Source organism: Microvirga aerilata, from assembly GCF_016743775.1.
Classification (GTDB): Bacteria; Pseudomonadota; Alphaproteobacteria; order Rhizobiales; family Beijerinckiaceae; genus Microvirga; species Microvirga aerilata.
In genome coordinates, this window is the sequence record NZ_JAEQMY010000059.1 from 1 (window position 1) to 25,208 (window position 25,208).

Sequence of the window (25,208 nt, forward strand, 5' to 3'; positions counted from 1 at the left end):
GCACGGCTTCAGCGTGCAGCGTCCCGCCACAAGAGCGAAGGAGCGCGATGAGCTGGTGATCGCGGTCTGGCCCAAGCGGGACTGGGTAGCGCTCAAAAAAAGGCGCGCCGAGAGCATCGCACCCTTGTTCTCTGGGACGAGACCGGCCACAGCTTCCGGATCCGGCCGGGCACGACCTGGGCACGGCGTGGGCTGACCCCGGTGCTGCGGCGGGTGAGCAAGCGACGTGAGGTGTCGAGCATCGTGGCGATCACGCCGGACGGGCGGCTGTATGCCCGTCATTTCCGCACCTCCATCTCGAGCCGCTGTGTCATCCAAGCCCTGCGCTTCTTCCGCCGTAAGATCGGCACGCCGCTGCTGGTGGTCTGGGACCGGCTCAACGCGCACCGCTCACGGGTGACAACGGACTTCATCGCTTCGCATGCGCACGACTATGCGGTGGCCTATCTGCCGGCGTATGCCCCGGAGTTGAACCCGGAAGAGCAGTGCAATGCGCTCGTCAAGCGCGCCATGGCAAACGCTCTGCCCGGCTCAGTAGACGACCTGCATCGGCTCGCCCGGCGCGAGTTCGGCCGCCTCAAACGGCATCCCGAGATGATCGTCCGCTTCTTCCGCCATGCAGGCCTCTCCGTTACCGGCATCCCGTGAAGATCATTAGGTCCCGCAGAACGTTTGATAGACGCGCTGGTGCGGTTCCGGTGGCTCGGAATAGTGGGCGAAAGCTGGCTGATCTTCATAGGGATTCGAGAGCACCGTCAGAAGCTCCTCGAATGGTGCAAAGTCGTTCCGCTCCACTGCAGCTTGTATCATCGCCTCCACCCGATGGTTGCGCGGGATAAAGGCTGGATTGACAGCTCGCATGGCAGCTTGGCGGCTTGCGCCATCCTGTGGCTCAAGGCTCAACCGCTCCCGCCAGCGGGCGGCCCAGGCATCGTACGCGAGTGGGTTGATGAAGAGGTTTCTGACGGCCTCGTCTCCCTCAGGGCCAGCGGCAGCATCGCTCAGCCGCCGGAAGGTCAGAGTGAAGTCAGCCTGGTTCTCGGCCATGGCCGTCAGGAGATCCCCGGCAAGTGCCGGATCCTCATCGTGCTCCGTCAGCAGCCCGAGCTTGCGCCTGAGCCCCGCGTGGTAGGCCACCTCGAACTTACCCGCGAAAGCTTCGAGCGCCTTGCTCGCTTCAGCCACGGCCTTCTCCTCGTCCTCAGACAGGAGCGGCAGAAGCGTCTCGGCCAGCCGCGTCAAATTCCGGAGGCCGATGCGGGCTTGGTTGCCATAGGCATAACGACCCTGCCGGTCGATGGAGCTGAAGACCGTCGCCGGATCGTAGGCGTCCATGAAGGCGCACGGGCCATAGTCGATCGTCTCGCCCGCAATGGACATGTTGTCGGTGTTCATCACCCCATGGATGAAGCCGATGTGCAGCCAGCGGGCGATAAGGTCTGCCTGGGCAGCGATCACCTGGTCCAGGAACGCGCAGTAGGGTTGGTGGCTCTCGGCAGCCTGCGGGTAGTGCCGGCTGATAACGTAGTCCGCAAGGAGGCGCAGCCCCTCCACATCCTGCCGGGCTGCGAAGAACTGGAACGTGCCAATCCGAACATGACTCGAGGCAACCCGGGTGAGGACTGCACCGGGAAGCGGCGTCTCGCGGATAACTGTCTCCCCGGTCAACACTGCGGCGAGCGCACGTGTTGTCGGTAGCCCAAGCGCGGCCATCGCCTCGCTGAGGAGATACTCGCGCAGGACAGGCCCCAACGCTGCCCGCCCATCGCCGCGGCGCGAGAACGGGGTCGGACCTGAGCCTTTGAGCTGGATGTCCCGGCGTATGCCATTGCGGTCGATCACTTCACCGAGAAGGATGGCTCGGCCGTCTCCGAGCTGCGGCACGAAGTTCCCGAACTGATGGCCCGCATAGGCCATGGCAATGGGCTCGGCCGCATCCGGAACGCGGTTGCCGGACAGAAGCTCAATTCCGTCAGGACTGGAGAGGCGATCCGGGTCGAGGCGAAGCTGTAAGGCGAGATCCCGGTTCAGCTGGATGAGCCTCGGAGCCGTGACGGCTTCGGGTTCTACACGCGCATAGAACCGGTCAGGCAGGCGCGCGTAGGTGTTGTCGAAGGGGAAATGAATTGTCATGGTCCGGGTTCACCATCAAGACCACGTGAAATCGTATTGGGTGCCTCAGAAAACAAGAGTCAGACTGTAAATCCGGACTGGGCTCAAGGCACTCCCATTGCAATCTTATATAACTGATCTGCCCACACGCATGGGAGTAGACCACCCGCTCCACTGTTTTACTCCCCCGGATACCTTGTGCATTAACGATCTGGCGACCCGCACCCTCTAGTCTGCCCCGCCAGGCCCCACGCGTGGGCCTGTCCTGTTGGCGGGCGGAAGGTGTGGGAATGCGAGGCCAGGCTGACCTTTTCTTAGACTACGACGCACCGCCGGGTCCGATCAAGACGGGTCCCGTCGGTGAGATTGTCATTAAAGCCAAGCATCGCAGTGAGGTCTTCAAGGCTCCTGATTACGAGACCGCCGCCCGGATGCTGGAGGCCACAGGAGACTATCGCGTTCTGCGCCGATTGACACCACGCCCCGTTGCCGTGTCCCGCACCGCTTTCCACGGCGAGAAGATCGCCGTCATCCTGGACACCGAAACCACCGGTCTCGATCATACGAGGGACGAGGTCATCGAACTCGGCATGATCGCCTTTACCTATGATGAGGAAGGCGGGATCGGTGATGTGATTGGAACGTTCAATGGCTTACGTGAGCCGAGCCTACCTATCAGTCCTGAGATCACTCGCCTGACCGGAATCACGCCTGACATGGTCGCCGGCCAGGTGCTCGATCTTGAGGCAGTGGAGAAGTTCATCGCGCCGGCGGAGTTGATCATCGCGCACAACGCTCGCTTTGATCGGCCATTCTGTGACCGCCTGTCCAAGGACTTCCAGGTCAAGGCCTGGGCCTGCTCTCATTCCGAGATCGCCTGGAGCGCGTTTGGGTTCGAGGGGTCGAAGCTGGGCTATCTCCTGACGCGGAGCGGCTGGTTCCACCAGGGGCACCGCGCAGTTGAGGACTGCCACGCCCTGCTTGAGGTGCTGGCCTCCCCCCTCCCGTCGGAGGCTGGTCTCCCTTTCAAGCATCTGCTGGCCTCGGCTCGGAAGTCGCTCCTGCGCATATGGGCGGAGAGCAGCCCATTCGACATGAAGGACGTGCTGAAGGCGCGAGGCTATCGGTGGAACAACGGGACCAACGGACGCCCAAAATCGTGGTGGGTGGAGGTTGATGAGGACGCCAGCGAGGTGGAGCTCACGTTTCTTCGGCGCGAGGTTTACCGGCGTGAGGTCGAGCCTTACACCCAGAAGATTACTGCCTTCGAGAGGTTCCGGTCGGCGCGCTAAGCGGCACCTGCTAGATCTCTACACAGCTGGCCTCACCCGATGCTTTCAGGCTTGAAGTCTTGACCGTCCGCAGCCATCTCATCGCCCGCCGGAGCAACAAGGTTCATCTCACGCCATGACGACTGCTGACACCACTCCCGCCCCTGAGAGCCATTCCTTCGAGGCCGATGTCGCCAAGCTGCTGCATCTGATGGTGCACTCAGTCTACTCCGATAAGGACGTGTTTCTGCGCGAGCTAATCTCGAACGCGGCCGATGCCTGCGAGAAGCTGCGCTACGAGGCAATCTCCAACCCTGCCCTGCTCGGCGATGAGCCCAAGGCCCGGATCACGCTGCTGATCGATGCCGACAACCGCCGCCTGACGGTCGAGGACAACGGCATCGGGATGAGCCGGGACGAGATGATCGAGGCGCTCGGCACCATCGCCCGCTCAGGCACCAAGGCGTTCGTGGACCGGATTCAGGCCGCCCAAGGCGGCGAAGGAGCCCAGCTCATCGGGCAATTCGGCGTCGGCTTCTACTCCGCCTTCATGGTGGCGGACCGGGTTGACGTCGTCTCGCGCCGGGCAGGCAGCGACGAGGCCGCGTTCTGGTCCTCAGACGGCCAGGGCTCATATACGGTAGCGCCCGCAGCACTCGATGAGGCCCCGGCCCGCGGCACGCGGGTGATCCTCCACCTGATGGAGGACGCAAAGTCCTACACGGAGCGTTACCGGCTCGAGCGCATTGTCAAGGAGCAGTCGGGCCACGTTCCGGTGCCGATCTCCCTTGTCGAGAAGCCCGGAGCGGAGCCGCAGGAAGTCGCCGACGGCGCCGCACTCTGGGTGAAGCCGCGCTCCGAGATCACACCTGAGGACTACACCGACTTCTACCGCAGCGTGGCCGGCCAGTTCGACGAGCCGGCCCTGACGGTGCATTTCCGAGCCGAGGGCCGCCACGAATACACGGCGCTTGCCTTCGTGCCGGGCTCCACGCCGTTCGACCTGTTCGATCCCGACCGCCACGGGCGGATGAAGCTCTATGTAAAGCGGGTCTTCATCACTGATGAAGCCGAGCTCATGCCGCGATACCTGCGCTTCGTGCGCGGGCTCGTCGACTCGGCCGACCTACCGCTCAACGTCTCGCGCGAGATGATCCAGGAGAGCCCACTTCTCGCTGCCATCAAGAAGGGCGTGACCAGCCGCGTGCTCAGCGAGCTCGAAAAGCTCGCGCAGAACGATGCGGAGGCCTACACCAAGGTGTGGGAGACCTTTGGCCCGGTGCTGAAGGAAGGGCTCTACGAGGATTTCGAGCGGCGCCAGACTCTGCTCGGACTGGCCCGGTTCAAAACCACCGCGTCAAGTGGCGGGTGGCGCTCGCTCAAGGATTATGTCGGCTCCCTCAAGGAGAACCAGACGGCCATCTACTATGTGACGGGGACGGATCTCGCCCGACTCGAGGCCTCGCCGCAGCTCGAAGGATTCCGGGCGCGTGGCATCGAGGTGCTGCTGCTGCCGGATCCGGTCGACAGTTTCTGGGTCACGGCCGGCGTCGATTACGAGGGCAAGCCGTTCAAGTCGGTCACCCAGGGCGCGGCCGACCTGGCGCAGATCCCGCTGACCGAGGCCCAGGAGAATACGGGCGCGCCGGCGCCAGAAGCGGTGACGCAGTTCATCCAGTCCGTGAAGGCCACCCTGGGCGAGGCCGTCGCCGATGTGCGCGCCTCCGAGCGGCTGACGGAAAGCGCCGTCTGCCTCGTGGCGTCCGAGACTGGCATCGACCGCCAGCTCGAGCGGCTTCTCGCCCGAGCGGGTCAGCTGCCGTCTGCGGCCAAACCCGTTCTGGAGATCAACCCGCGCCATGACCTCGTCGTGGCTCTGGCCAACCTTGGCGAGAGTGAGCAGACGCTTCGTGAAGACGCGGCTCACCTGCTGCTGGACGAGGCTCGGATCCTGGACGGTGAACTTCCGGCTGATGCAAAGGCGTTTTCACAGCGGCTCGCTAGGGTGATGCGGCGGTGCGTTCCGTAAGAGGCAATCGCAAATAATCTTCTTGGGGGTGTGGTCGCCAACGACTGCCTCCCGCCATTCCTCAGAAATCAGTTCATACCGCCTACCATTATAATCGGAGCGCTTTTCGCACCTCCGGCGCCACCCTCGTTCCGAAGATTTCAATCGCCTTCATCAGCTTGACGTGGTCCATCACGCCAATGGCCATCTGGATCAGGAAGCGTTCGAATCGGAAGATCTCATGCGCCGCTAGGATCTTGTCCGTCACCTCCGCAGGGCTTCCGACGAAGAGTGCGCCACGTGGTCCCCGTGCCACGTCGAACTGCGCACGGTTGGTCGGCGGCCAGCCGCGTTCCCGCCCAATCCGGTTCATCACCTCCGCCTGCGGGGCATAGAAGGTGTCGGCAGCCTCCTGTGTGGTGTCGGCGACGAAGCCGTGCACGTTGATGGATGTCTTCAGGGTTGCGGGATCGTGGCCGGCCCGCTGGGCTGCCTGCCGGTACAGATCGAAATGGGGTGCAAAACGGGCCGGCTCGCCGCCGATGATGGCCAGGGCAAGCGGCAGCGCGAGCACCCCGGCACGAGCAAGAGACTGCGGGGTCCCGCCGACTGCGATCCAGATCGGCAGTTTCTCCTGATAAGGCCGCGGATAGACGCCACGGTCTGTGATCGGAGGAGTATGTTTCCCGCCTGGCCAGCTGACCTGCTCGCTTTCGTTGAGTTGCATCAGAAGTTGCAGCTTCTCGGCAAAGAGCGTGTCGTAATCATCAAGGTCGTAGCCGAAGAGCGGGAAAGACTCGATGAAGGAGCCGCGGCCGGCCATGATCTCGGCCCGGCCCTGGCTGAGATTGTCGAGGGTGGCGAACTGCTGAAACACGCGGATTGGGTCATCGGAACTGAGCACCGTCACCGCGCTTGTCAGACGAATGCGCTTTGTCTGGGTCGCTGCGGCTGCCAGGGCTACAGCAGGCGCTGAAACCGCATAGTCGGGCCGGTGATGCTCGCCGAGACCAAAAACATCCAGTCCCGCTTGGTCGGCCAGGACAATCTCTTCCACCAGGTTGCGGAGGCGCTCCGCCGGACCAACCCGGCGTCCCGTCGCCGGATCGGCGCCCACGTCGCCGAAGGTGTAGAGTCCAAGTTCCATAAGAATGGTCCTCCCATAGGGCCTTTGCCCCAGTTATAGTCCCACCATGACAGCTATCAGCTGCCCTTTAAATGGTAACCCCGCTAGTGCCCTGCCGATGACCCATGCGCCAGTCACGGGTTATGGCTGGCTGCTGCCCGCTTCCTCGGTAGGGTAGTTCATGCGGTGATGTCACATTAACTCGGGCGTGAGAGCGGGTCGTATAGATCGACTGGCATGACCAAACCTATCAGCTACAAGCGCGACCGCTATCCACCTCCGATCATCGCTCATGCAGTCTGGTTGTACTTCCGTTTTTCACTGAGCTTGCGGCTGGTTGAGGAGATGCTGCTCGAGCGTGGTGTTGTCGTCTCCTACGCGACTGTCCGGCGCTGGGCCATCAAGTTCGGACCAGAGTACACTCGGCGCATCAAACGCAAGAGGCCGAGCCGTCATGACATCTGGCACCTCGACGAGGTGGTCTCTATTGCTGGCCAGAAGCACTGGCTCTGGCGGGCCGTCGACCAGGATGGCTATGTCCTCGATGAAATCGTCCAGACCCGGCGCGACACAGAAGCGGCCAAACGCCTGCCGAAACGTCTGTTGAAGAAGCAGGGCTGCCCTCCACGGCGCATGAGCGCGGACAAGCTGGTCTCCTACACTGCCGCCCGGCGTCAGATCTTGCCGAGGACCGAGCATCGCTCGCGCATGAGTCTGAACAACCGAGCAGAGAATTCACATCTGCCGCTGCGTCGGCGCGAGCGAGCGATGCAGGGCTTTCGATCGCCAAGAAAGTTACAGAGTTTCACCTCAGTGTTCTCTGCCGTCCGCAATCTCTTCGTTCCACTCCGGTGCCGCCGCTCTGCTCTTGCTACCCATCTGCATCGTCTCGCTGCCATGGCGGAATGGAAGTCTGCAGCTTGCGTTCCCGCGTGAGCCGGTCAGGTGACCGCGCTTGCCTCACTGCGCCCGATTTCCGTTAACGCGACAACACCGAGCCAAGCAGGCTGGGCATACATCATAGGAACGATCTCGGCCAAGCAGCCAACCACGGTCGCTGAAGTAGCTCTTGACCGTATCGCTGCTGGTGGGCTTTGCCGCTTCATAAGCGTCGGTGCTGGCACAGCCCGAGCAGCGAATAGCAAAACGGTACTTCGAGGGGGCGCCGCCGCTGCGGGTAATCTGCGGCTCGAACTGACGTGCGATGCCGGGCATTGCAATAGTCCTGATCGTTGGAAGGAGATCTTTGGGGCGGAAAAGACACGCTGTCTTCGCCTCTCGACCTGGAATGAAGCTGTAGGAATGCGCAGAGGAGTACCACTGAACCTGCGAAGCTCCAACTGGTTGGTTATCGCCTTACCGCGTAGACGCTGCTGGACACGCCCGAGCGGTTGCCATTCGCGATAGAAGTGACAGTCCAGGATGCCTGCGCTCTGATCGTCAGCATTATATATCAAGGTAACGGCGGATGCCCGAAGCGACGGAGGCGGACATGAGCGAGACATTTCAGGGGAGGACTATTGCCGGCCGAGGTGACGCTGAGAGTGTCGCCATCCAAGTGCTGAACTTCATTGTCGCAGACGCCGATCGGATTATCCAGTTTCTGAACGTCACCAACCTCCAGCCTGAGACGATCCGGACGTCGGCAACATCATCGCATTTCCTGCTGGGTGTCCTCGAGTATGTGACGAAGGATGATGAGCTTCTGAAAGCAATCGATGAGGAACTGAAGATCCGGCCAGCCGCGATCCTAGCGGCTATTGTGCAACTGTCGCCGGAGCCCGAGATGAAGCCGCTCAATAAGGACGGTAAGGATCAGAAGGTCGACACGGTCCATCAACTACCGAGGCGCAACCTGTTCCACTAGAGGGAAAGGCGTCCCCACCCGCATTTGCCAAGTTGATGAGCAGGACTCCCGTTCCGGAGAGCCAGGATTGGAGTGCGAGCTTCCGCTGGGGTAATGCTCAGACCCAATGACATTTTTGGCGTCCTTCAAGAAAATGGCTTCGCCCGGAGTCGAACCTCCCTGTTGTAGAAACGCTTAAAGGTCAAAGTAGCGGCGGAGAGGCTTCCTTGAACTGTCCGTGTGGCGCCACAGCTACTGCATCACCGAGGCCGTGTGAGTTCTCAGAGCCTGATGGGTCGCAGTTCCAAGCTTGCCCGTAATAGGAAGACCTTTGGCTCGTTCAAAGGCTTCAACGGCCTTTCGAGTTGAGGGGCCTAATGCCCCATCAGCTTTCAGTTTTCCATACCCGAAATCGACAAGCGCTTCCTGTGCCGTGCGGATCTCCTGCTTGGAAAGACGAACAGCGGACGTCGTGCTGACCGCAGAACTTTCCACCATGGTTAGAGGCTGATCTGACGGCCCGGTGAACTGAAGGCGGGTTTGCTCAACCGCCTGACTAACGCTCGTCCGGAGGGAATCCAACTGCTGGAGTTCTTCGGTTGCTGCTTCGATCCGCGCCAGCATAGTATTCAGATCTTGGCCGGCCACAATCTTTTGATCATTGGCTTTCGCCAACTGATTGCGCTCTGCGGTGACACTCTCAATCTGCTGCCGAAGCTGCTGATTCTCACCTTGGAGCGTGTGCTCCTCAAGTCCTGTAGATAGGACGGAGTACACGAACAGGCCCCAGCCGATCACCGTCGCCGCCAGGAGGCCTTTACCTGTTGCGCCGAGCTGCAGCCTGACTTGGTGATTCACATGGCTCATGGGCTTACTCGCGGATCGTTAGCTGAATGTCTGAGAGCGTCGGGTGCTCACATCAGCTCTGCATTGGGTCGAGCTTGTGGCGCAATTGGGCCCACACAAAATCCTTGGGTTCGCATGGTTAATCGATTGTCGCTTCGAGCGATTAGTGACCATTGGCAGACTGCTTGCTGGAGGATGCGCTGCAGCAGCTTGTATCGCGATGCGCTGTTCTGTGAGGCCGATGATCCCATGGGACAGTCAGATAGGGTCATGACATCCTGACGGCAGTTGGGTGGATACCCATAGGACGTCCTTTAGATGCGAAAACTTCTCCACACAGAGAAGCACCCCCGCTGAGGAGGGGCTATCCTCGGCGAGAGCGCTGTGGTGCCTGAGCGCACCACCTCAGGCTGATACGCAACGTGCCCAGCGAGAATGATTTGCAACTGCCAAGGTTAATATTCAGTTCCTAGGAACTATCTTGAGTGGTCTGACTAGATTTCATTGAGGGGTCATCCACAATCATTCGGCGTATGGAACATCCTCCGGCGGCTCGAGAGGGCCAGAATCGACGCTCCGGCGAGGCGCCCGGCCGGTCCCAGGTTCAGCGTTTTCTATCTCATCTGTAGGGCTACAAACGCGCTCCCGTCTGACAAGCTCTTCCCCAAAGCGGTTGATGCGCCGTCTTACAACGGTTCGGCAGCTCTCGCTCTCGATGCCACGGGACAGATCGGCATAGAGGTTACGCTCATAGGTGCGCTCAGTCTCGCCATAGCGGTCATACTGATACTCGCTGTAGGAAACCTCGGTGCCGGTCACGCACCCGCCGAGCAATATGGTGACGGCAGTCAAGGTGACTATAGGACCGACTCGTTTGGACCAGTTCAACATCGGAGCCTCTCTGCGTACGCTGGCGACGCCGACAGGCATCGTCCAGCCTTACAGGGAGTTTCGGGAGGAAGCCTTGAACCGTATCTGAACGGCTCAGCTATCATCACAGGTTAGGGAGATGAGCCCGTGGATGGAGATGATCACCTCAGTAGCCGCTATCAGGCTATCGCCGTGTCAGAGCCCTTCACGTCGGTTCCAACTCCTGCCGCGGCCCTCACGGCTTCCCAATTGGCGAGGCGATCCACACGTTCGTTCTCGGGATGGCCGGCATGACCCTTCACCCACTTCCAGGTGATCTGCCGACCGACCATCAGGACATCCATCTGCTGCCATAGATCCTGGTTCATGACCGGCTTGCCGTCAGCCTTGCGCCACCCTTTGGCCTTCCACCCACGGAGCCACTCGGTCGCGCCCTTAATCACGTACTGGTTGTCGCTGTGGATCACCATGGGAAGATCCTGAGACACAGCCTCAAGGGCTTTAATGGCTGCTGTCATCTCCATCTTGTTGTTCGTCGTGGATGGATCTCGGCCAACGATAGTCTGCTCTTCACCTGCAATGGTGATCACGGCAGCGTATCCGCCTGGGCCAGGGTTTCCCAGACATGCGCCGTCGGTGAAGATAATGGCTTGGTTGGTCATATGGATTTCTCAATAGGTTCGTTGGGGAATGAACTGCCCCAGTGAGCAAACTGGAAGGGCATAAAGCAGGGGAGGGTTTAAGATCCCCTGACCGAACGCCGGCAATCCACAGGAGCGATCTCGCCAAGCGACAAAGCCTGTCGGTAGGAGCCTCAAGCAGCTATCGTGAGGTGGGGCAGGAAAACTGTTTTTAGCGAGTTACAGTCTTGGGTGATATCGTCAGATATAAAGGGTTGCCTGAGGAGACGTGATGGACGATCAGAGGAAGGAACTTCGCAAGCTCATCGCACAACTCCGGCCCGTTCAAGGGCCCCGTTCGACCACGCGCGAGTATCGCAACTTGGACGAACAGAATGATGCGAGGACGGTCTTAGAGGCAGACGGCCTTCAGTTCACGAACCTACGCCACAGGGGCGAGGGGAGAGACCCACCTGACTGTGAGGCGGAGATCAATGGTGTTCGTTGTGGGATTGAACTGACTGAGTTCGTTCACAGGCGGACGCTGGAGAAGTCCATCAAGGCCCACAAAGCTGATAATCGTCATCGCTACTATCATGAGTGGACTCGAGAGGAATTCCTTGAGCAACTCCGAGAGGAGATTGCGAAGAAAGACCAGCCGAGGGATCTGAAAGGCGGTCCTTGGCAGCGGTACTTCCTTATCTTCTGGACGGGAGAGATGCATTTAGGCATCGAGGAGCTAACGGACTTCCCTGATGGTGTTGTATTCGAGTGCGAACTGATCACAGAAGCACTCATGGGCTTGGACTATCACCCAGGCCGGGGATACCCAGCTATCGGTATTCCAGTGGTCAGGAAGTTGGCAGTCATCCGATGACTATGTGTCGTTAAGGCGAGGAGCTTCCAGGTTTGCTTTGAAGATAAGAGAGTGAACAGCAGTCCATCCGGCTGAATGCTTGTCAGCGGGCAAGAACCCCTTTGCACAAACAATTGCTCGCAGGGCAGTTTTAGCTGGGCCATCTGTCAAGGTTGATCTTCAACGATCAAGTTTCTCCGCCGAGTGGTCAGTGGCTATTCAAGCGCTTCAGTATCTCCAAGAGCCGCGTGCCAACCTCTATGGCTTGCTCTGCTGCATGTGGATCAACATCAAAGCCGTGTGAGTCCTGGTTCATCGCCTGCAGTGCAACCTCAAACTCACACACGCCTTCCAAGGTGATCCCATCCCGCTCCACCTCCTGGAGCATAGGACCGATTCCTATGCTGCCAGTGCCTCGGCCGCGTGCTTGCAACAGCAAGCGCAACTCGCGCTCGATCTCAATCCGGAGCTTCACAGCCGACATCAAGGGGAATTCGCGAGCCAACTCCTCGGCAGTCGGCAGGTTGCCTTGCAGCTGAGTCGGAAGCGAGGGGGAGAGCCGATACTCAGCGACACCCATTGGTTTGGCGGAGTCGCGCAAGGCATACTCCACCACAACCGCATTCTTTCCCTTGCAGAGGATGATCCCAATGCTCGGTCCGTCAGTTTCGTGGCGAAGCTGGTCGTCGACGGCTGAGAGATAGAAGTTCATCTTGCCGGCGAACTCCGGCCTGAACTCCTCGATCTTGAGTTTGAGAACAACAAAGCAGCGTAGGCGCAGATGGTAAAAAAGCAGATCGAGGTAGTAGTCCTGGCCACCCACCTCGAGCGGATATTGGCTGCCGACGAACGCAAAGCCTTTGCCCAGTTCAAGGATGAGCGATCGGAGATGGTCCAGGAGGCTGCGCTCAAGTTCCCGCTCGGACATGTCTAGACCGAGTTCCAAGAAGTCGAAGCTGTAGGGATCCTTGACCAGCTCCTTGGCGAGCTCTGACTGGGGAGCGGGCAGGGTCCGCTCGAAGTTGGTGATGGCTTTGCCCTGGCGATGATACACACCGCTTTCGATCTGGTGGACCAGGATGTTGGGGCTCCAGCCATGCTCGATAGCCTGACGGGCATACCAGAGACGCTCTGCCGGATCCTTTACGGCCTCGACCAGGCGAACATTGTGGCCCCACGGCAATCGTGCAACAACCTGTTGCACGATCTCCCGATCAGGATAGGCCTCGGCGAACGCCCGCATGTATTTGAGGTTTCGCCCCGAGAGGCCAGTCATCTCCGGGAATGCCCGCCGCAGATCTTCGCCGAGCCGGTCGATCACGCGAGCGCCCCAACCTTCGGTCGCCTGCCGGTCGAGGATGTCACTGCCGATGCTCCAGTAAAGAAGGATCAGCTCCTGGTTGACCGCGGCAGCGGCCCGAAGGCGGGCGGCACGAATCCGCTCCTTCAGCTCACTCAGAAGTGCTGTGTATCCGTTGAGTTCCGGCTCGGGAGGTGTACGCACCATGGCATGACTTTAGCAGAGGGGGGCGAGAACCGCTGTAGCCGAAAGCTGTTACCTTTTTAGCCTTCGATCTAAGCCGATTCTAAACAAGATAACATTTCGAACAATAAACATTATGGAACTTACAACTGTGGATTGTCAGCTGTCGCTCGCTACAGATCAGGATCTGGGCTCGTGCCGAGGGACAAAAACCAATCGGCATACGGTGTATCTCTGACCAGCTGCCGATTATAATCCGGCGCGCCGTCACTCCGCCATATCGCTTTCGGTTTGTTTGTCTCCTACGAGAGACAACGGCCAGCACCTCACCCATGCTAAAGTTAGGCTCTCGGTCAATCGGGTCAACGGAACCAGCTCAGGTCACAGCACTCGGAGTGCATAGGTCTTCATGAATGCTGCCGTGAGGGTTCGCTCAAGCTCCCATGTCAGTGGAGACGGGTTGGTTCTGTTCCAGGCTCGCTGGTGCCGCTGCACGAAGCGCTTGCGACTGCGCTTGACTTCGCTGGGTAGATGGGTCGCCAGAGGCGCGAAGCTGCGGCGCAGTTGAACCTCCGTCCGCTTCCTGGACGGGAGGGCAACCTCCGCTGCTTCAGCCGCAGTGAGATCGTCTGAAGTCGGATCCGGATGGCGCACATACGCATCCCGCTCAATCTGGATGAAAGCCCTGTGCTGGGCTGTCTCGTACTCTCGTAGGCCGGGAACGTGTTCCAGGAGGTAGGCCTCAAGAGCCTCACCCCTGCCCTCCTGCTCGGATCTGACCGAATGGCTCTGTTTGGGCATGGCGTGAGGCTCCTTACGTCCTGTTCTCACCGCTGGTGTCCTAGATCTCAGCTCCATCAAGCCATGTCTGGGCATCCTCTAGGCTGCCGAACGCGTGCTCTGCCTCGGTAAAGGATGCTGGCCTACTTCTGGGATGCACGTCCATCAGAAGTTCTGCGGTCCATGTGACATTGCTCGTTGTGCCGCTCCGCACTAGGCTAGCAATGATCACCCCATCCAGCAGCACGTCATAGCTACCAGGGGCGAGCCGGGAGAGTGAGTAAGGCATGCGCAATCCTTGAATGGCTTCCACAAGGCCGCCGCTTCTACCGACCTGGACGCAACGTAATCCATCACCGCTGCCGTGGTGACAGCGAACGGGCCAGCCCACGGATGACCTCGTCCTCAATATGGAGGTCATCGATCTCCTCATCCATCTCAGGTACCGATTCAAGGGCAGGAGCCTTGAAGCCTGGAGTGACATCAGCCGCCGAGGCGTCTGAGATCGCAGCTACGTGCCGCCCTGGCCACGTGGTGAGACGATCCTCCAGCAGGTCGAGCAGGCTGTTGAGAGCCCCGTTCGTAACGTCCACGTCCCGTGCATCTGGAACACCCTCGAGAGCCAGGCGCCGGCGCCGATAGGGAGGCTCGGCGCTGACCTCTGGGCCGAACCAGGACAAAGGATGGAAGTTCGGTTCGTCCTTTGACGGAACGGCCACTGTCACCAGATCGAGGGGAGCGGGTCTGATGGAATGAAGAACCTGGATCTCGTATGAGCCAATCGAAAGGCTGGTGCGCAGGTACTCCACCTGCCCTTGGCTGACCGCGAGCAGGTTTTGAGCATGGGCCAGTGGCAGGTCCGCCCGCTCCTCGGGTGCTTCCTCTCTCCCAACCTCCAGGATTAGGCTGGTTCTGCCTTCCTCGGCCTGCACATACGTGCTGCGGTGCGGCTGCCCGGGGAAGTAGTCCTCCCGCACGTGCTCGCCTCCCCTCTCCTTCCGGATCAGGCGCGCCAGAGACGGAGCGATGATGAACAGGCGCTGTATGGGCAAGCGGCAGGCCTCTCTCAGGGGTTGCGAACGGGCGTTTGCCCTGCCCTCAACCTAGGGCACAACCTTGGGAGAGAAAGCAAACGGCGCTTCAGTCGGCCGTGGACATCCCCGGCAAAGAGAAGCGCCCCGACACGGGAGAGGCGCTTGAGTTCCAGAGGGAGAACCAGACCCCGGCCGCTCCATTCCATCATAAACCAGACCAGAATGCCTAATCAACGAGGCTGTGGCTGCATCTAATCTTGCATCCTGCTCACCCATGCCCCATGTCAGCCTAGCCTCTGGGTCCGGGCCCCTCTGGCGAGCGGGTCGCCGCTCGCGATGTCGGACTTCTTCTCTTGCTCCTGCGCCCACGAGCGCGACCGCAATTGGAGGATCCCACTATGGATTCCGCTGCTTTCCGGACCAACACGACTTCACCTCCTTCAGGCCGGCTCCTCCCCACTGTGATCAGATTGGTCGTCCTCACCACAGCAGGGGTCGCCTTGCTGGCTGTGATGCTCATAGGGCTCTTCGTCGTGCTCCCTCTGCTGCTGGCTGGCGGCATTGCATCGTACTTCTATCTTCGGCGTCGCTTGCGTCAGGCACAGCACCGCTCCCGAGACGGCGTGATCGACGCAGAGTACACGGTGATTGACCGCCGGTAGAGTGCTATGGGCTCTGGTCCATGTGCCATGCGCCCAGAGCCTTTCCGTACCGTTGACGATAGGCGCTCACTCCCAATGCGCATTGATGACACTCAAGTTGGGACAAGCGCGTCGCCAGATCGCCTGTGGGGGTCAATCCCATGACACTGCGTCAAGCCCACGCTATCGGATCAAGAGCGCTGATGTTCCTCTCGCATCCCACCATGTTCGGTATGACCGCGGCACAATCGAAGAATTCCGACTTTCACCGGGATTAAGAAGCCTGTGAGGTTCGTCTACCTTACATGACAGATATCAAAGCCACTGATGTCATAGGTGTGCTCAGCCCCTTGCGCCGCTACGCGAGGTCGCTGGCCCGTGATGAACACCTGGCCGAGGACCTGGTGCAGGAGACGCTTGTCCGTGCTTATGAGGGTCGAAGCTCCTTCCGTTCCGGCAATCTACGAGGCTGGTTGCTCTCGATCCTGCACAACACGTTCCTGGACGGGCGCCGCCGCCACATGGCGGAGGCCCGGCGCCTGGAGCAGGCCGCCATCTTGGCCGAGACGACGGCTCCTGCTGAGCAGGAAAGCCGAGTGCGGCTTCAGCAGATCCAGGCCGCATTCATGAGCCTCCCCGACGAGCAGCGTGCCGCTCTCCATCTCGTGGCCATTGAGGGCCTGTCCTACCAGGACGCCGCCGCTGCACTTCAGATCCCGATCGGCACCCTAATGTCCCGGCTGGGCCGTGCCCGTGCGGCCCTGCGAGCCTTCGAGGCCGGCAGCCTCTCGGATGCCTCGGAACCCAGGACACGGCCTGGCTTGCGCATAGTTGGAGGGTCCGATGTTTGATCCCATCACCGAAGATGACCTGCACGCCTATGTGGATGACCAGCTCGACCCCACCCGCCGGATCGAGGTCGAGGAGTATCTTGCTCACAACCCGGAGGCAGCGGCGCGGGTTATGGCCGACCTGAAGGACCGTGACGCCCTGCGCCTCGCCTTCCAGACCGAATTGCCCCGTCCCCGGGAACCCCTGCTTGAAGCCGCCAGACGGCTTGAGCGGGGACTTGCCTGGCGCGAGACTGGCTTGAGGCTCCGCCGGATTGCCGCAGTCGTTGCCCTCATTGGGTTTGGTTGGTTCGCTCATGGGCAGGTTGGCTTTGGAATCACCGACAGTGAAGCCTCCCCCAAGCCGCCCGCGTTCGTCGAGGACGCCCTGCACTCGCATGAGACGGGCCTTCTGCGTGCTCGGATGGTCTCTCAGCCTGAAGTCGAGGCCTACGACTCTGCCGAAATCCTGGCTGAGACAGGAATCAAACTCCCTGCCCTGCCCAAGGAATGGCAGGTTCGGGATGCGCAGGTTTTTCCATCCCGATACGGTCACAGCGTCGAACTTGTCATTGATGCCAGCGATCTTGGCCGAGTGTCCCTTTTTGCTGCTCAGACGCCGGCTTTCGACGTGATCGCCCCAACCCTGGCACGCTTCGATAAGGCCAACGCCGTGTACTGGCAAACAGGGCCCCTCGCCTATGCTCTAACAGGATCTGGCAGCGACAAAGCTCTGGAACAGGCTGCCACTCGGCTGTCCCACAAGCTTCAGTAACCCTCAACAGGAGAGCCTTAATGAACACCCCCTATGCCTGGCAGACCACAACCGCCCGTCCAAGCGGCGCCGTCTTCGACGAAGGCCTGCGCCAGCACATGCTGCGGGTGTACAACTACATGGGCATTGGCCTGGTGGTGACGGGGCTCGTGGCCTTCTTCATCGCCTCGACCCCTGCCCTTTATGTGCCGATCTTCGAGACGCCGCTCAAATGGGTGGTGATGCTGGCGCCGCTGGCTTTCATCTTCTTCTTTTCGTTCCGCATGGACCGGATGTCGGCGGCCTCCGCCCGCACCGCCTTCTTCGCCTTCTCGGCGGTGATGGGACTGTCGCTCGCCTCTGTGTTCCTGGTGTTTACCGGCGCGAGCATCGCTCGCACCTTCTTCATCACCGCCACGATGTTCGGCGCCACCAGCCTCTACGGCTACACCACCAAGCGCGATCTCTCCAAGTTCGGTTCTTTCCTGATCATGGGCCTGATCGGCATCATCGTCGCCTCGCTGGTGAACATCTTCCTTGGCTCGAGTCTGCTGCAATTCGCGATCTCTATCATCGGCGTGCTCGTGTTCACGGGCCTGACGGCCTACGACACGCAGAACATCAAGGAGCAGTACGCCGAAGGCTTTGGGCATGAAGCCAATGACAAGATGGCCGTGTTCGGCGCACTCTCGCTCTACCTGAACTTCGTCAACATCTTCCAGCTTCTCCTCAGCCTCACAGGCCAGCGGGAGGAGTAATCCCTGGCCACAACTTCATTGCAGAGAAAGGATTGCGATCCATGGATCATCAGGACCGTCAAGCCATCGAGCACCTGTTTGGCAAGCTTGCCCAGGTGGAGGGCCAGTCGGCGCCCCCGGATGCGCAGGCTGCGGAGTTCATCCGCTCACAGACCGCACGGCAGCCGAATGCACCTTACTACATGGCTCAGACCATTGTGGTGCAGGAACAGGCGTTGAACGCTGCTCAAGCCAGGATTGCGGACCTGGAGCACCAGCTTTCCAGCCGACCCGCCGGCGGAGGCGGGTTCCTGTCCAACCTCTTCGGCGGTGGGCAAGCCCGTCCCCAGCCTTACCAGCCGCAGCCGACGCACGGCATACCCTCTCACATGGCGCCTGGCATGGGAGGCATGATGGGCGGCATGACCCAACAGCGCGGAGGCGGCGGCTTCTTGGCAGGGGCAGCCCAGACAGCCATGGGTGTTGCAGGAGGCATGATGCTCGGCAACATGCTCGCCGGCGCCTTTGGCGGCGATGATGCCAAGGCCGGAGAGGCCAACCAGGCGGAGCCGCAGCAGGCTGCCGCTGAGGACGCCGGAGACTCCGGCGAAGACTTTGGGTTCGATGAAGCCTGATTCCTGATTGGGAACCAAGACAGGAGCGCGCTTGAGTGCTCCTGTCCTCGACTTCGTCAAATTGAAAACTGTCGCTCTCACGGCCTTTCGCGCCGCGACTGCTGCCTGAACACGACTGAAGACCATATGGCAAAGCGATATCGGTCGGGTTTTCTTTCTCCACCTTAGATGGAATGCGTCAATTTTCACCTGCGCGAGCGCGTGCAACCGGAGCGCTATAACTCTCCACCCTCAGGAGTGTCGAACGTGACGGACTGCCGGGCGCAGTAACAGCTTTGCTTCCCGTCGACGGGTAAATCATCGTCTCAATCCCAGGAATGTAAGGGCCCTCGAATGGACTTCACGTGGTTATCCGATCCGACTGCCTTGGTGGCACTGGCGACCCTGATCGTAATGGAAGTGGTGCTCGGCATCGACAACCTGATCTTCATCTCGATCCTCACCAACAAGCTGCCCGAACATCAGCGCTCAAAGGCCCGCCGCATCGGCATCGGATTAGCCCTGATCCTTCGCCTTGGGCTGCTTGGCACCATTGCGATTATCGTGACCCTGACCGAACCTCTTTTTACAGCGTTCGACCACGGGTTCTCCTGGCGCGACCTGATCCTGATCGGCGGTGGCCTGTTCCTCGTGTGGAAGGCTACGAAGGAGATCCATCACAACGTTGATCCCAGTCCTTCCGACGATGTCTTTGATACGGCGAAGGCGACAATGACCTTCGGCGCGGCCATTACCCAGATCCTGCTTCTCGATCTTGTGTTCTCACTCGACAGCATCATCACGGCGGTCGGCATGACGGACCATGTGGCCATCATGGTGATCGCCGTCATTGTCGCAGTCACGGCAATGCTGCTGGCTGCTAACCCTCTCGCGCAGTTCATCAACAACAATCCCACGGTAGTGATGCTGGCGCTCGGCTTCCTGATGATAATCGGCATGACCCTGATCGCGGAGGGCTTCGGCGCTGATGTGCCTAAAGGCTACATCTATGCCGCCATGGCGTTCTCGGCCCTTGTTGAGGGCTTGAACATGCTCTCCCGTCGTGCAGCCCGGCGCAAGGCTGCCGGTGGTCTCGCCGATCCGGATCGCTGAGTTCGCAAGAAAGGCTGCTTCTGCCTCCCTCCCCTCGCAGCTTCATCCTCGTGAAAGGAGTCCTTTAATGGGTAGCATGAAACCCTCCGCCACAATGATTCCGTCGCTCGCTTGCGTCGTTTTCCTGGCTGGCACAGCCGCCCTGGCCCAGACCAACAGCGCCCATCGGAGCGCGGAGGCGGTCGCCGGCAAGTCGCTTCGCCTAGGGACCTATGGCAACGTGCAGAAAGACTGCACGTCAGGGCGGCTGCCGACGGTGCGGGTGCTGACGCCACCCAAGCACGGTGAGTTGAACGTTCGCAGCGGCAACCTCAAGGCGGGCCGGATCACCCGCTGCCCAAACCTGAGGGCAACAGCGCAAGGGATCTTTTATCAGGCCAGCCCAAAGTACAGCGGAACGGACGAGATCAGCTATGAGGTCAAGTCTGCCAGCGGCAAGGTGGAGACCCACACCGTCAGGATCACAGTAAAGGACGTGCCGGCCTCGGATACCAAGCCAGAGCAAGACACCGAATTTTGACCCATGACGAACTCGGTTCAGGGTATGTGGGCAGCAGGAGTGAGAGCCCTGTCGAACCCGATCCTGGTGCATCTTCGTCCTTCCGCCTTGGCGGCGTAGAGGGCGCGATCCGCGCGGTGAGGAATCGAGCTTTGGTCGTCCTGAAGCAGGGCCTCGGTCAGGCCGGCGCTGAAGGCAATGGGCTGACGGGTGGCCTGGTCGGGCAATGTCGCGGGCGGTAATCCCGCTCTGATCCCGTCAAGCAGTCGAGCCGCCTCATTGAGACGGACATCCGCCAAGAGCATCAGGAACTCCTCCCCTCCAATCCGGCCGATGTGATCGCCGGGGCGCAGCCTCTCACGGCAGACTTGGGCGAAATGCCGGAGAACGGCATCGTCGGCATCATGCCCGTAGGTGTCGTTGATGTCCTTGAACCGATCGATGTCAATGATGGCGGCACACAGGCCGGTGCCGGACAGCCTGTCCGCTAGGAGCGCCTCATCGAGCAGCTCGAGGATGTAACGGCGGTTCGGCAACTCGGTGAGGGGATCCGTGCGCGAGGCCAGGGGAGCCGCCTCATGCGCCTGGTGCAGGGATTTCTCGTTATGTTTCAGGGCAGAGATGTCTGTTCCTACGGTCATGACTCATCCGTTTCACCCATTTGGGCTAATACCCCGAAAGAAAGGGCGCCTTCCGTTTCCTGTGGTGAGCTTCTCCCCCACTACTACAGGTCTGAGTAACGGGTGCGTGTGATTTTGAATCGTTTGCTCAGAGTGCGAGGGAATGCCTCCGGGGCATCCTAGACATCTGATTCAAACATTAACGGACTCGTTGCGAAGCCAAGGACACGCGTTGCAAGCCATCAGGAGGGCCGCTGAACCAGCGATGGTCGGGTGCGACAGCTTGGCTATGTTTGCTGATGATGCTTATGCCTTTCGGAGGCGGCTGAATTGATCTAGGACAACACATCTCTTTAATGAAGGTAGTATTTCCTAAGGCGACCTAAAACTCGCTTAACGAAACAATTTTTGATATATAATAATAGAAGTAAGGATGCCCAAGTGGGGGTTGTCAGCACGTCATCCTGGCCCGAGGGGGGCTCGGATCAAGGTTTTCCTCCTGATCCCATGTCACTCCTGGGCGGGATCAGCGACTGTATTTACTGCTTGGATGCACAGTGGCGGTTTACCTTCCTGAGCAACCGTGCGGTTGCTGAGATTGCTGGAGGGCGACGTCTCATCGGCGTAAGCATCTGGAATGCATTTCCGGATACTGTCGGGTCGCTGTTTGAGATCCACTACCGTCGCGCCATGAACGAGAAGTCACGGCAGGTTTTTGAAGCGTTCTATCCTCCATTGTCGGCTTGGTACGAAGTTCATGCAGTCCCTTCTGGGACTGGGATTGCCGTGTTCTTCCGCAATGTAAATGACCGCCGGGCCGCATCTGAAGCTCTTCGTGCCAGAGAGCGCCAACTTGAGACTGTGTTCAGCCAGAGCATGGTCGGCATCCTCCACCATGACCTGAAGAACCAAGTGCTGATGATTAATCAGCGCTTCTGCGACATCCTCGGGCGCTCCAGGGAAGAAATCGAGGGTCTGTCCATCCAAGAGTTCACCCATCCTGAGGACGCTCAGTGGAACATGCCTCTGTTCGTCCAGCGCCTTCAACTGGGCGAACCGTTCCAGATCGAGAAGCGCTACTTACGCCCTGGTGGTTCGTGGATCTGGTGCGCCGTCAACGTATCGTTTGTCAGAGATGATACAGGTGAGGTCGCCTCCGTCATTGTCATTGCCCAAGATATCCATGAGCGTAAAGTTGCAGAGGAAAGGACCCGCAAAACTCAGGATCTGCTTCAGGCCGTCATGGACAGCGTTGAGGATGTGATTTTTGTCAAGGACATGCATGGACGGTTCGTCTTCGTCAACAAGCAGGTAGCCGGAGATAGATCTCTTCTTGGCAAGCGGGTTCAGGACCTCTACCCACCGGAACTCGCCGATGGATACATAAAGGCTGATCAGCCTGTTCTGAGCAAAGGTGAGGTCACCAGGGTTGAAGAGACCATCCCGATTAAGGGGGCGGCTCGTCAGTTCCAAACGGTGAAGGTGCCCTGGTGGCAGGACAACCAAATCGTTGGCCTCATCGGTGTATCACGGGATATGACGGAGCAGCTTCAGGCTGCACGCGAGTTGCGGGAGAGCAGGCGCAAGCTTGCAACACTTATCGACAATCTTCCTGGTCTCGTCTACGCAGCCGACCCGGACCTGCCCTGGCCTATCACTTTCATCAGCGAGGGCGCAGCAGAACTGACCGGGTATCCTGCAGATGATTTTGCCAGTCATCGGGTCAATTGGGCGGATGTCGTTTACCCCGAGGACCTCGCAGAGCTGGAGGAGGCCGTGTCCCAGGCCCGCCAGGATCAGCGTCCGTTCTCAGCCGTCTATCGCATCATTACGGCTTCGAATGAAATCCGCTGGGTTCTGGATCGTGGCCAGTTCACCTATGCCGAGTCCGGCGAAGCCGTCTCGCTCGATGGATTCGTGGGCGACATAACCAAGCAGAAGCAGGCGGAGGAGCGTATCCGCTGGGCGGCCCAGCACGACCCATTGACCCAGCTTCCCAATAGAGCCCTTTTCAATGAGAGGCTTGAGGCTGCTGTCAAGACATCTCTCGGAACGGGATGCTCACTCGGGTTGCTCTTCGTTGATATGGATCACCTGAAACAGGTGAACGATACAATCGGACACGATGCGGGCGACTGCCTCATCCAGGAGGTTGCCAACAGGCTTCGGAAGTCTGTGCGTGATGGGGACATGGTGTCCCGCAATGGCGGAGATGAATTTGCTATTCTGCTGCCCGGCCTTAATGGTGAGGCTGAACTGAATGCCGTTACCGAGAGCATTCTGAAACACCTCGAAGAACTTCTCATTTACGGCAGCCGTATGCTCGATTGTCGGGTGAGCATCGGGGCCAGCATCTGGCCCAAGCAAGGAAGCAAGCTCTCGGAAGTTATGAAGCAGGCCGACATGGCGCTCCAGGCCGCAAAAGCATCAGGGCGTGGAACAGCTAGGCTCTTTGATCCGACTATGCGGCTAGAGGCGCAACGGAGGGCAGTCATGCTGAACCGCGCACGACATGCCATCGACAAGCGTCACATCGAGCCATTCTACCAGCCCAAGGTTGATCTGAGCACAGGGGAGTTGGCTGGATTTGAGGCGCTACTGCGTTGGCGCGACCGGCTTGGCAACATGAAGTCGCCAGCGGATATCGGAGCCGCATTCGAGGACGCTCGCTTTGCTATTGCAATGGGTCAGCAGATACAGGACTGCGTGGTTGAGGACACTCGCAAGTGGCTCGACTACGGTATCGAGTTCGGTCATATGGCGTTCAATGCTTCTGCTGCTGAGTTCGGCAGTGGCGGTTTTGCCGAGGACCTGCTGGAGCGTCTCAGATCCGCAGGTATCCCCACCCGGTGCATCGAAGTCGAGGTTGTCGAAACGGTGTTCGTTGGCAGGGGCGCTGAGTACGTTGAGGAGGCGCTCAGAACCCTGCACAAGGAGGGCGTGAGGATAGCATTGGACGACTTTGGTACTGGATATGCCTCCCTCTTGCACCTCAAGCAATTCCCCGTGGATGTGATCAAAGTCGATCAATCCTTTGTCTGGGGGCTCGCCAGAAAGCCGGAAGACGCTGCAATTCTATCGGCGGTTCTCGCCCTTGGCCGCAGCCTAGGAATGACAACTGTTGCAGAAGGAGTCGAAACATTGGATCAAGCTGCATTCCTCCGCGCGGCGGGGTGTGACTTGGGGCAAGGTTACCTTTTTGGAAAGCCAACTTCGAGAGGACTTATCCCGGAACTCATCAGATCGTGGGATGCAGAGCAACAGCGGCGTGGTTGGTAGACCTCGAGCTTAGTCTCATCCCCGTCAGCGGAAGGTGGGGTGTGTTTCGCCGATAGCCTTGTGTGGGTGATGTCACGGTAACTCTTTGTCATGGCCTCCGGAGTAGGAACGGCGCCATGCCCAAGCCCGTCAGCTACAAACGCCACCGCTTTCCAGCCGAGATCATCGCCCATGCTGTCTGGTTATACTTCAGATTTCCTCTGAGCCTGCGCTTGGTCGAGGAGATGCTGCTCGAGTGGGGCATCGTTGTTTCGTACGAGACGATCCGGTGATGGGGAAAGAAGTTCGGTCCCGAATATGTCCGCCGGCTGCGTCGTAAGCCGCCCAGCCAGAATGACGTCTGGCATTTAGATGAAGTGTTGATCAGCATTACGGGTAAGAAGCACTGGTTGTGGCGGGCTGTGGACCAGGACGGATATGTGCTCGACGAACTCGTTCAGAACCGACGCGACACAAAGGCGGCCAAGCGCTTGCTGACCCGGCTGATGAAAAAGCAGGGCATGGCACCCAAGCGTATCATCACCGACATGCTACCCTTATATAGAGCTGCCAGACGCCAAGTCATGCCAAGGGTTGAGCACCGGTCCCACAAGGGCCTAAATAACAGGGCTGAGAACTCGCATCTCCCGCTGCGAAAGCGGGAGAGCACGATGCAGGGCTTCCGGTCCGCAGGAGGTCTGCAGCGCTTCACCTTCGTCTTTTCCGCAGTCAGGAACTTGTTCGTTCCCGCCCGGTCCAACCGAACGGCACTTTCCACCCACATTCACCGCCTTCAGGCTATGGCAGCATGGAGAGCCGCGGCGGGCGTGCTCGCGTGAAATCAGCGAAGCAGGCCTTATTGCAGCCTCTTCAGGTTACCGTGACATCACCCCACAGATTGTCCGACTGCGCGTTCCACCAGGTCCCTCGCTGACCCAAGCCCGGCAAAGGGTCCGTCTGCTCGATGTGCGGGCCTCAACAGATTTCGATCACTTCTACTATCTGGATGAGGGCGCAGTTGCTTGCGTCCGCGCCGAGTGCCAAGCCGCTTCACTTGTCAACTGGTCATCATCGCACGTGGCCCAATGCGGTCCGCCCCCCCCTCATCGGCTTGATTGATACTGGCATCAACCTTGAGCACGAAGCCCTGAAGGAACAAGCGATCGAGGTTGTGCCGCGCCGTGCAAGCCGTGCGGATGCCTCTTTACGGGATCACGGCACCGCGATTGCCGCCCTCCTGGTGGGTCGTCCGGGAAGCTCAACACCTGGCCTCCTGCCGGAGGCGAAGCT

Annotated in this window: 24 protein-coding genes and 2 pseudogenes; 17 read left to right on the top strand and 9 right to left on the bottom strand. The window is 59.7% G+C overall.

Going from position 1 to position 25,208, the window contains the following annotated elements; genetic code table 11:
- A partial coding sequence (locus tag JKG68_RS34590) for a hypothetical protein (RefSeq protein WP_312890944.1) occupies positions 1-196 on the top strand: 196 nt, incomplete at its 5' end.
- Positions 160-648 (top strand): transposase, encoded by a 489-nt coding sequence (locus JKG68_RS23945; RefSeq protein WP_312890946.1) that lies wholly within the window; start codon positions 160-162, stop codon positions 646-648. The genes JKG68_RS34590 and JKG68_RS23945, both read left to right, overlap by 37 nt.
- A 6-nt stretch (positions 649-654) precedes the next feature.
- Here JKG68_RS23945 and JKG68_RS23950 read toward each other — a convergent pair whose 3' ends face one another.
- Positions 655-2,133 carry a protein adenylyltransferase SelO gene (locus tag JKG68_RS23950; protein ID WP_202063855.1) on the bottom strand — a complete coding sequence of 493 codons (1,479 nt, stop codon included), beginning with the start codon at positions 2,131-2,133 and terminating at the stop codon, positions 655-657.
- A 269-nt stretch (positions 2,134-2,402) separates the two neighbouring features.
- On the opposite strand from JKG68_RS23950, the gene JKG68_RS23955 reads away from it, so the two are divergent.
- Positions 2,403-3,404 (top strand): 3'-5' exonuclease, encoded by a 1,002-nt coding sequence (locus JKG68_RS23955; protein ID WP_202063856.1) that lies wholly within the window; start codon positions 2,403-2,405, stop codon positions 3,402-3,404.
- Between the two features lie 115 nt (positions 3,405-3,519).
- Complete coding sequence (gene htpG, locus JKG68_RS23960; RefSeq protein WP_202063857.1) at positions 3,520-5,412, top strand: molecular chaperone HtpG; 1,893 nt, start codon at positions 3,520-3,522, stop codon at positions 5,410-5,412.
- An 88-nt stretch (positions 5,413-5,500) separates the two neighbouring features.
- Here the strand turns inward: htpG and JKG68_RS23965 are convergent, their stop codons facing one another.
- Entirely contained in the window at positions 5,501-6,538 is a 1,038-nt protein-coding gene (locus JKG68_RS23965) for an LLM class flavin-dependent oxidoreductase (protein ID WP_202063858.1), read from the bottom strand.
- Between the two features lie 216 nt (positions 6,539-6,754).
- Here JKG68_RS23965 and JKG68_RS23970 point away from each other — a divergent pair, with 216 nt between their 5' ends.
- Positions 6,755-7,453 carry an IS6 family transposase gene (locus tag JKG68_RS23970; protein WP_202063859.1) on the top strand — a complete coding sequence of 233 codons (699 nt, stop codon included), beginning with the start codon at positions 6,755-6,757 and terminating at the stop codon, positions 7,451-7,453.
- 556 nt (positions 7,454-8,009) lie between these two features.
- A complete protein-coding gene (locus JKG68_RS23975; protein WP_202063860.1) occupies positions 8,010-8,384 on the top strand; it encodes a DUF3572 domain-containing protein in 375 nt (124 codons plus the stop codon).
- 231 nt (positions 8,385-8,615) lie between these two features.
- Here JKG68_RS23975 and JKG68_RS23980 read toward each other — a convergent pair whose 3' ends face one another.
- The 3 genes from JKG68_RS23980 to rnhA all read right to left on the bottom strand — a co-directional run bounded on the left by JKG68_RS23980 (position 8,616) and on the right by rnhA (position 10,741).
- Positions 8,616-9,230 (bottom strand): peptidoglycan-binding domain-containing protein, encoded by a 615-nt coding sequence (locus JKG68_RS23980; RefSeq protein WP_202063861.1) that lies wholly within the window; start codon positions 9,228-9,230, stop codon positions 8,616-8,618.
- A 501-nt stretch (positions 9,231-9,731) separates the two neighbouring features.
- Positions 9,732-10,100: a hypothetical protein gene (locus JKG68_RS23985; RefSeq protein WP_202063862.1), complete on the bottom strand. Its 369-nt coding sequence runs from the start codon at positions 10,098-10,100 to the stop codon at positions 9,732-9,734.
- A gap of 158 nt (positions 10,101-10,258) precedes the next feature.
- Positions 10,259-10,741, bottom strand: a complete 483-nt coding sequence (rnhA, locus tag JKG68_RS23990; RefSeq protein ID WP_202063863.1) for a ribonuclease HI — start codon at positions 10,739-10,741, stop codon at positions 10,259-10,261.
- Positions 10,742-10,991: 250 nt separating this feature from the next.
- On the opposite strand from rnhA, the gene JKG68_RS23995 reads away from it, so the two are divergent.
- Positions 10,992-11,576 (top strand): hypothetical protein, encoded by a 585-nt coding sequence (locus JKG68_RS23995; protein WP_202063864.1) that lies wholly within the window; start codon positions 10,992-10,994, stop codon positions 11,574-11,576.
- Positions 11,577-11,763: 187 nt separating this feature from the next.
- Here the strand turns inward: JKG68_RS23995 and JKG68_RS24000 are convergent, their stop codons facing one another.
- The 3 genes from JKG68_RS24000 to JKG68_RS24010 form a co-directional block, all read right to left on the bottom strand.
- A complete protein-coding gene (locus JKG68_RS24000) occupies positions 11,764-13,062 on the bottom strand; it encodes a PDDEXK nuclease domain-containing protein (RefSeq protein WP_202063865.1) in 1,299 nt (432 codons plus the stop codon).
- Between the two features lie 357 nt (positions 13,063-13,419).
- Positions 13,420-13,839 (bottom strand): hypothetical protein, encoded by a 420-nt coding sequence (locus JKG68_RS24005; protein ID WP_202063866.1) that lies wholly within the window; start codon positions 13,837-13,839, stop codon positions 13,420-13,422.
- 332 nt (positions 13,840-14,171) lie between these two features.
- Positions 14,172-14,870, bottom strand: coding sequence for a hypothetical protein (locus JKG68_RS24010; protein ID WP_202063867.1), 699 nt, complete (start codon positions 14,868-14,870; stop codon positions 14,172-14,174).
- A 380-nt stretch (positions 14,871-15,250) separates the two neighbouring features.
- Between JKG68_RS24010 and JKG68_RS24015 the strand changes: the two genes are divergently transcribed.
- The 7 genes from JKG68_RS24015 to JKG68_RS24045 all read left to right on the top strand — a co-directional run bounded on the left by JKG68_RS24015 (position 15,251) and on the right by JKG68_RS24045 (position 20,061).
- Positions 15,251-15,514, top strand: coding sequence for a hypothetical protein (locus JKG68_RS24015; RefSeq protein WP_202063868.1), 264 nt, complete (start codon positions 15,251-15,253; stop codon positions 15,512-15,514).
- Positions 15,515-15,798: 284 nt separating this feature from the next.
- Positions 15,799-16,344 (top strand): sigma-70 family RNA polymerase sigma factor, encoded by a 546-nt coding sequence (locus tag JKG68_RS24020; RefSeq protein WP_202063869.1) that lies wholly within the window; start codon positions 15,799-15,801, stop codon positions 16,342-16,344.
- Complete coding sequence (locus tag JKG68_RS24025) at positions 16,337-17,098, top strand: anti-sigma factor family protein (RefSeq protein ID WP_202063870.1); 762 nt, start codon at positions 16,337-16,339, stop codon at positions 17,096-17,098. Before JKG68_RS24020 ends, JKG68_RS24025 begins: the two co-directional genes overlap by 8 nt.
- Before the next feature lie 20 nt (positions 17,099-17,118).
- Positions 17,119-17,835 (top strand): Bax inhibitor-1/YccA family protein, encoded by a 717-nt coding sequence (locus tag JKG68_RS24030; protein ID WP_202063871.1) that lies wholly within the window; start codon positions 17,119-17,121, stop codon positions 17,833-17,835.
- A 41-nt stretch (positions 17,836-17,876) separates the two neighbouring features.
- A complete protein-coding gene (locus JKG68_RS24035; RefSeq protein WP_202063872.1) occupies positions 17,877-18,449 on the top strand; it encodes a DUF2076 domain-containing protein in 573 nt (190 codons plus the stop codon).
- 333 nt (positions 18,450-18,782) lie between these two features.
- A complete protein-coding gene (locus JKG68_RS24040) occupies positions 18,783-19,541 on the top strand; it encodes a TerC family protein (protein ID WP_202063873.1) in 759 nt (252 codons plus the stop codon).
- Positions 19,542-19,608: 67 nt separating this feature from the next.
- Complete coding sequence (locus JKG68_RS24045; RefSeq protein WP_202063874.1) at positions 19,609-20,061, top strand: 4-aminobutyrate aminotransferase; 453 nt, start codon at positions 19,609-19,611, stop codon at positions 20,059-20,061.
- Between the two features lie 17 nt (positions 20,062-20,078).
- Here JKG68_RS24045 and JKG68_RS24050 read toward each other — a convergent pair whose 3' ends face one another.
- Positions 20,079-20,681, bottom strand: coding sequence for a GGDEF domain-containing protein (locus JKG68_RS24050; RefSeq protein WP_202063875.1), 603 nt, complete (start codon positions 20,679-20,681; stop codon positions 20,079-20,081).
- 420 nt (positions 20,682-21,101) lie between these two features.
- Here JKG68_RS24050 and JKG68_RS24055 point away from each other — a divergent pair, with 420 nt between their 5' ends.
- From JKG68_RS24055 to JKG68_RS32995, 3 genes and pseudogenes are all read left to right on the top strand, one after another.
- A complete protein-coding gene (locus JKG68_RS24055) occupies positions 21,102-23,939 on the top strand; it encodes an EAL domain-containing protein (protein ID WP_202063876.1) in 2,838 nt (945 codons plus the stop codon).
- 116 nt (positions 23,940-24,055) lie between these two features.
- Positions 24,056-24,757: pseudogene (locus JKG68_RS24060) on the top strand (IS6 family transposase).
- Positions 24,758-24,936: 179 nt separating this feature from the next.
- Positions 24,937-25,208, top strand: a pseudogene (locus tag JKG68_RS32995) (hypothetical protein); the annotation flags it as partial.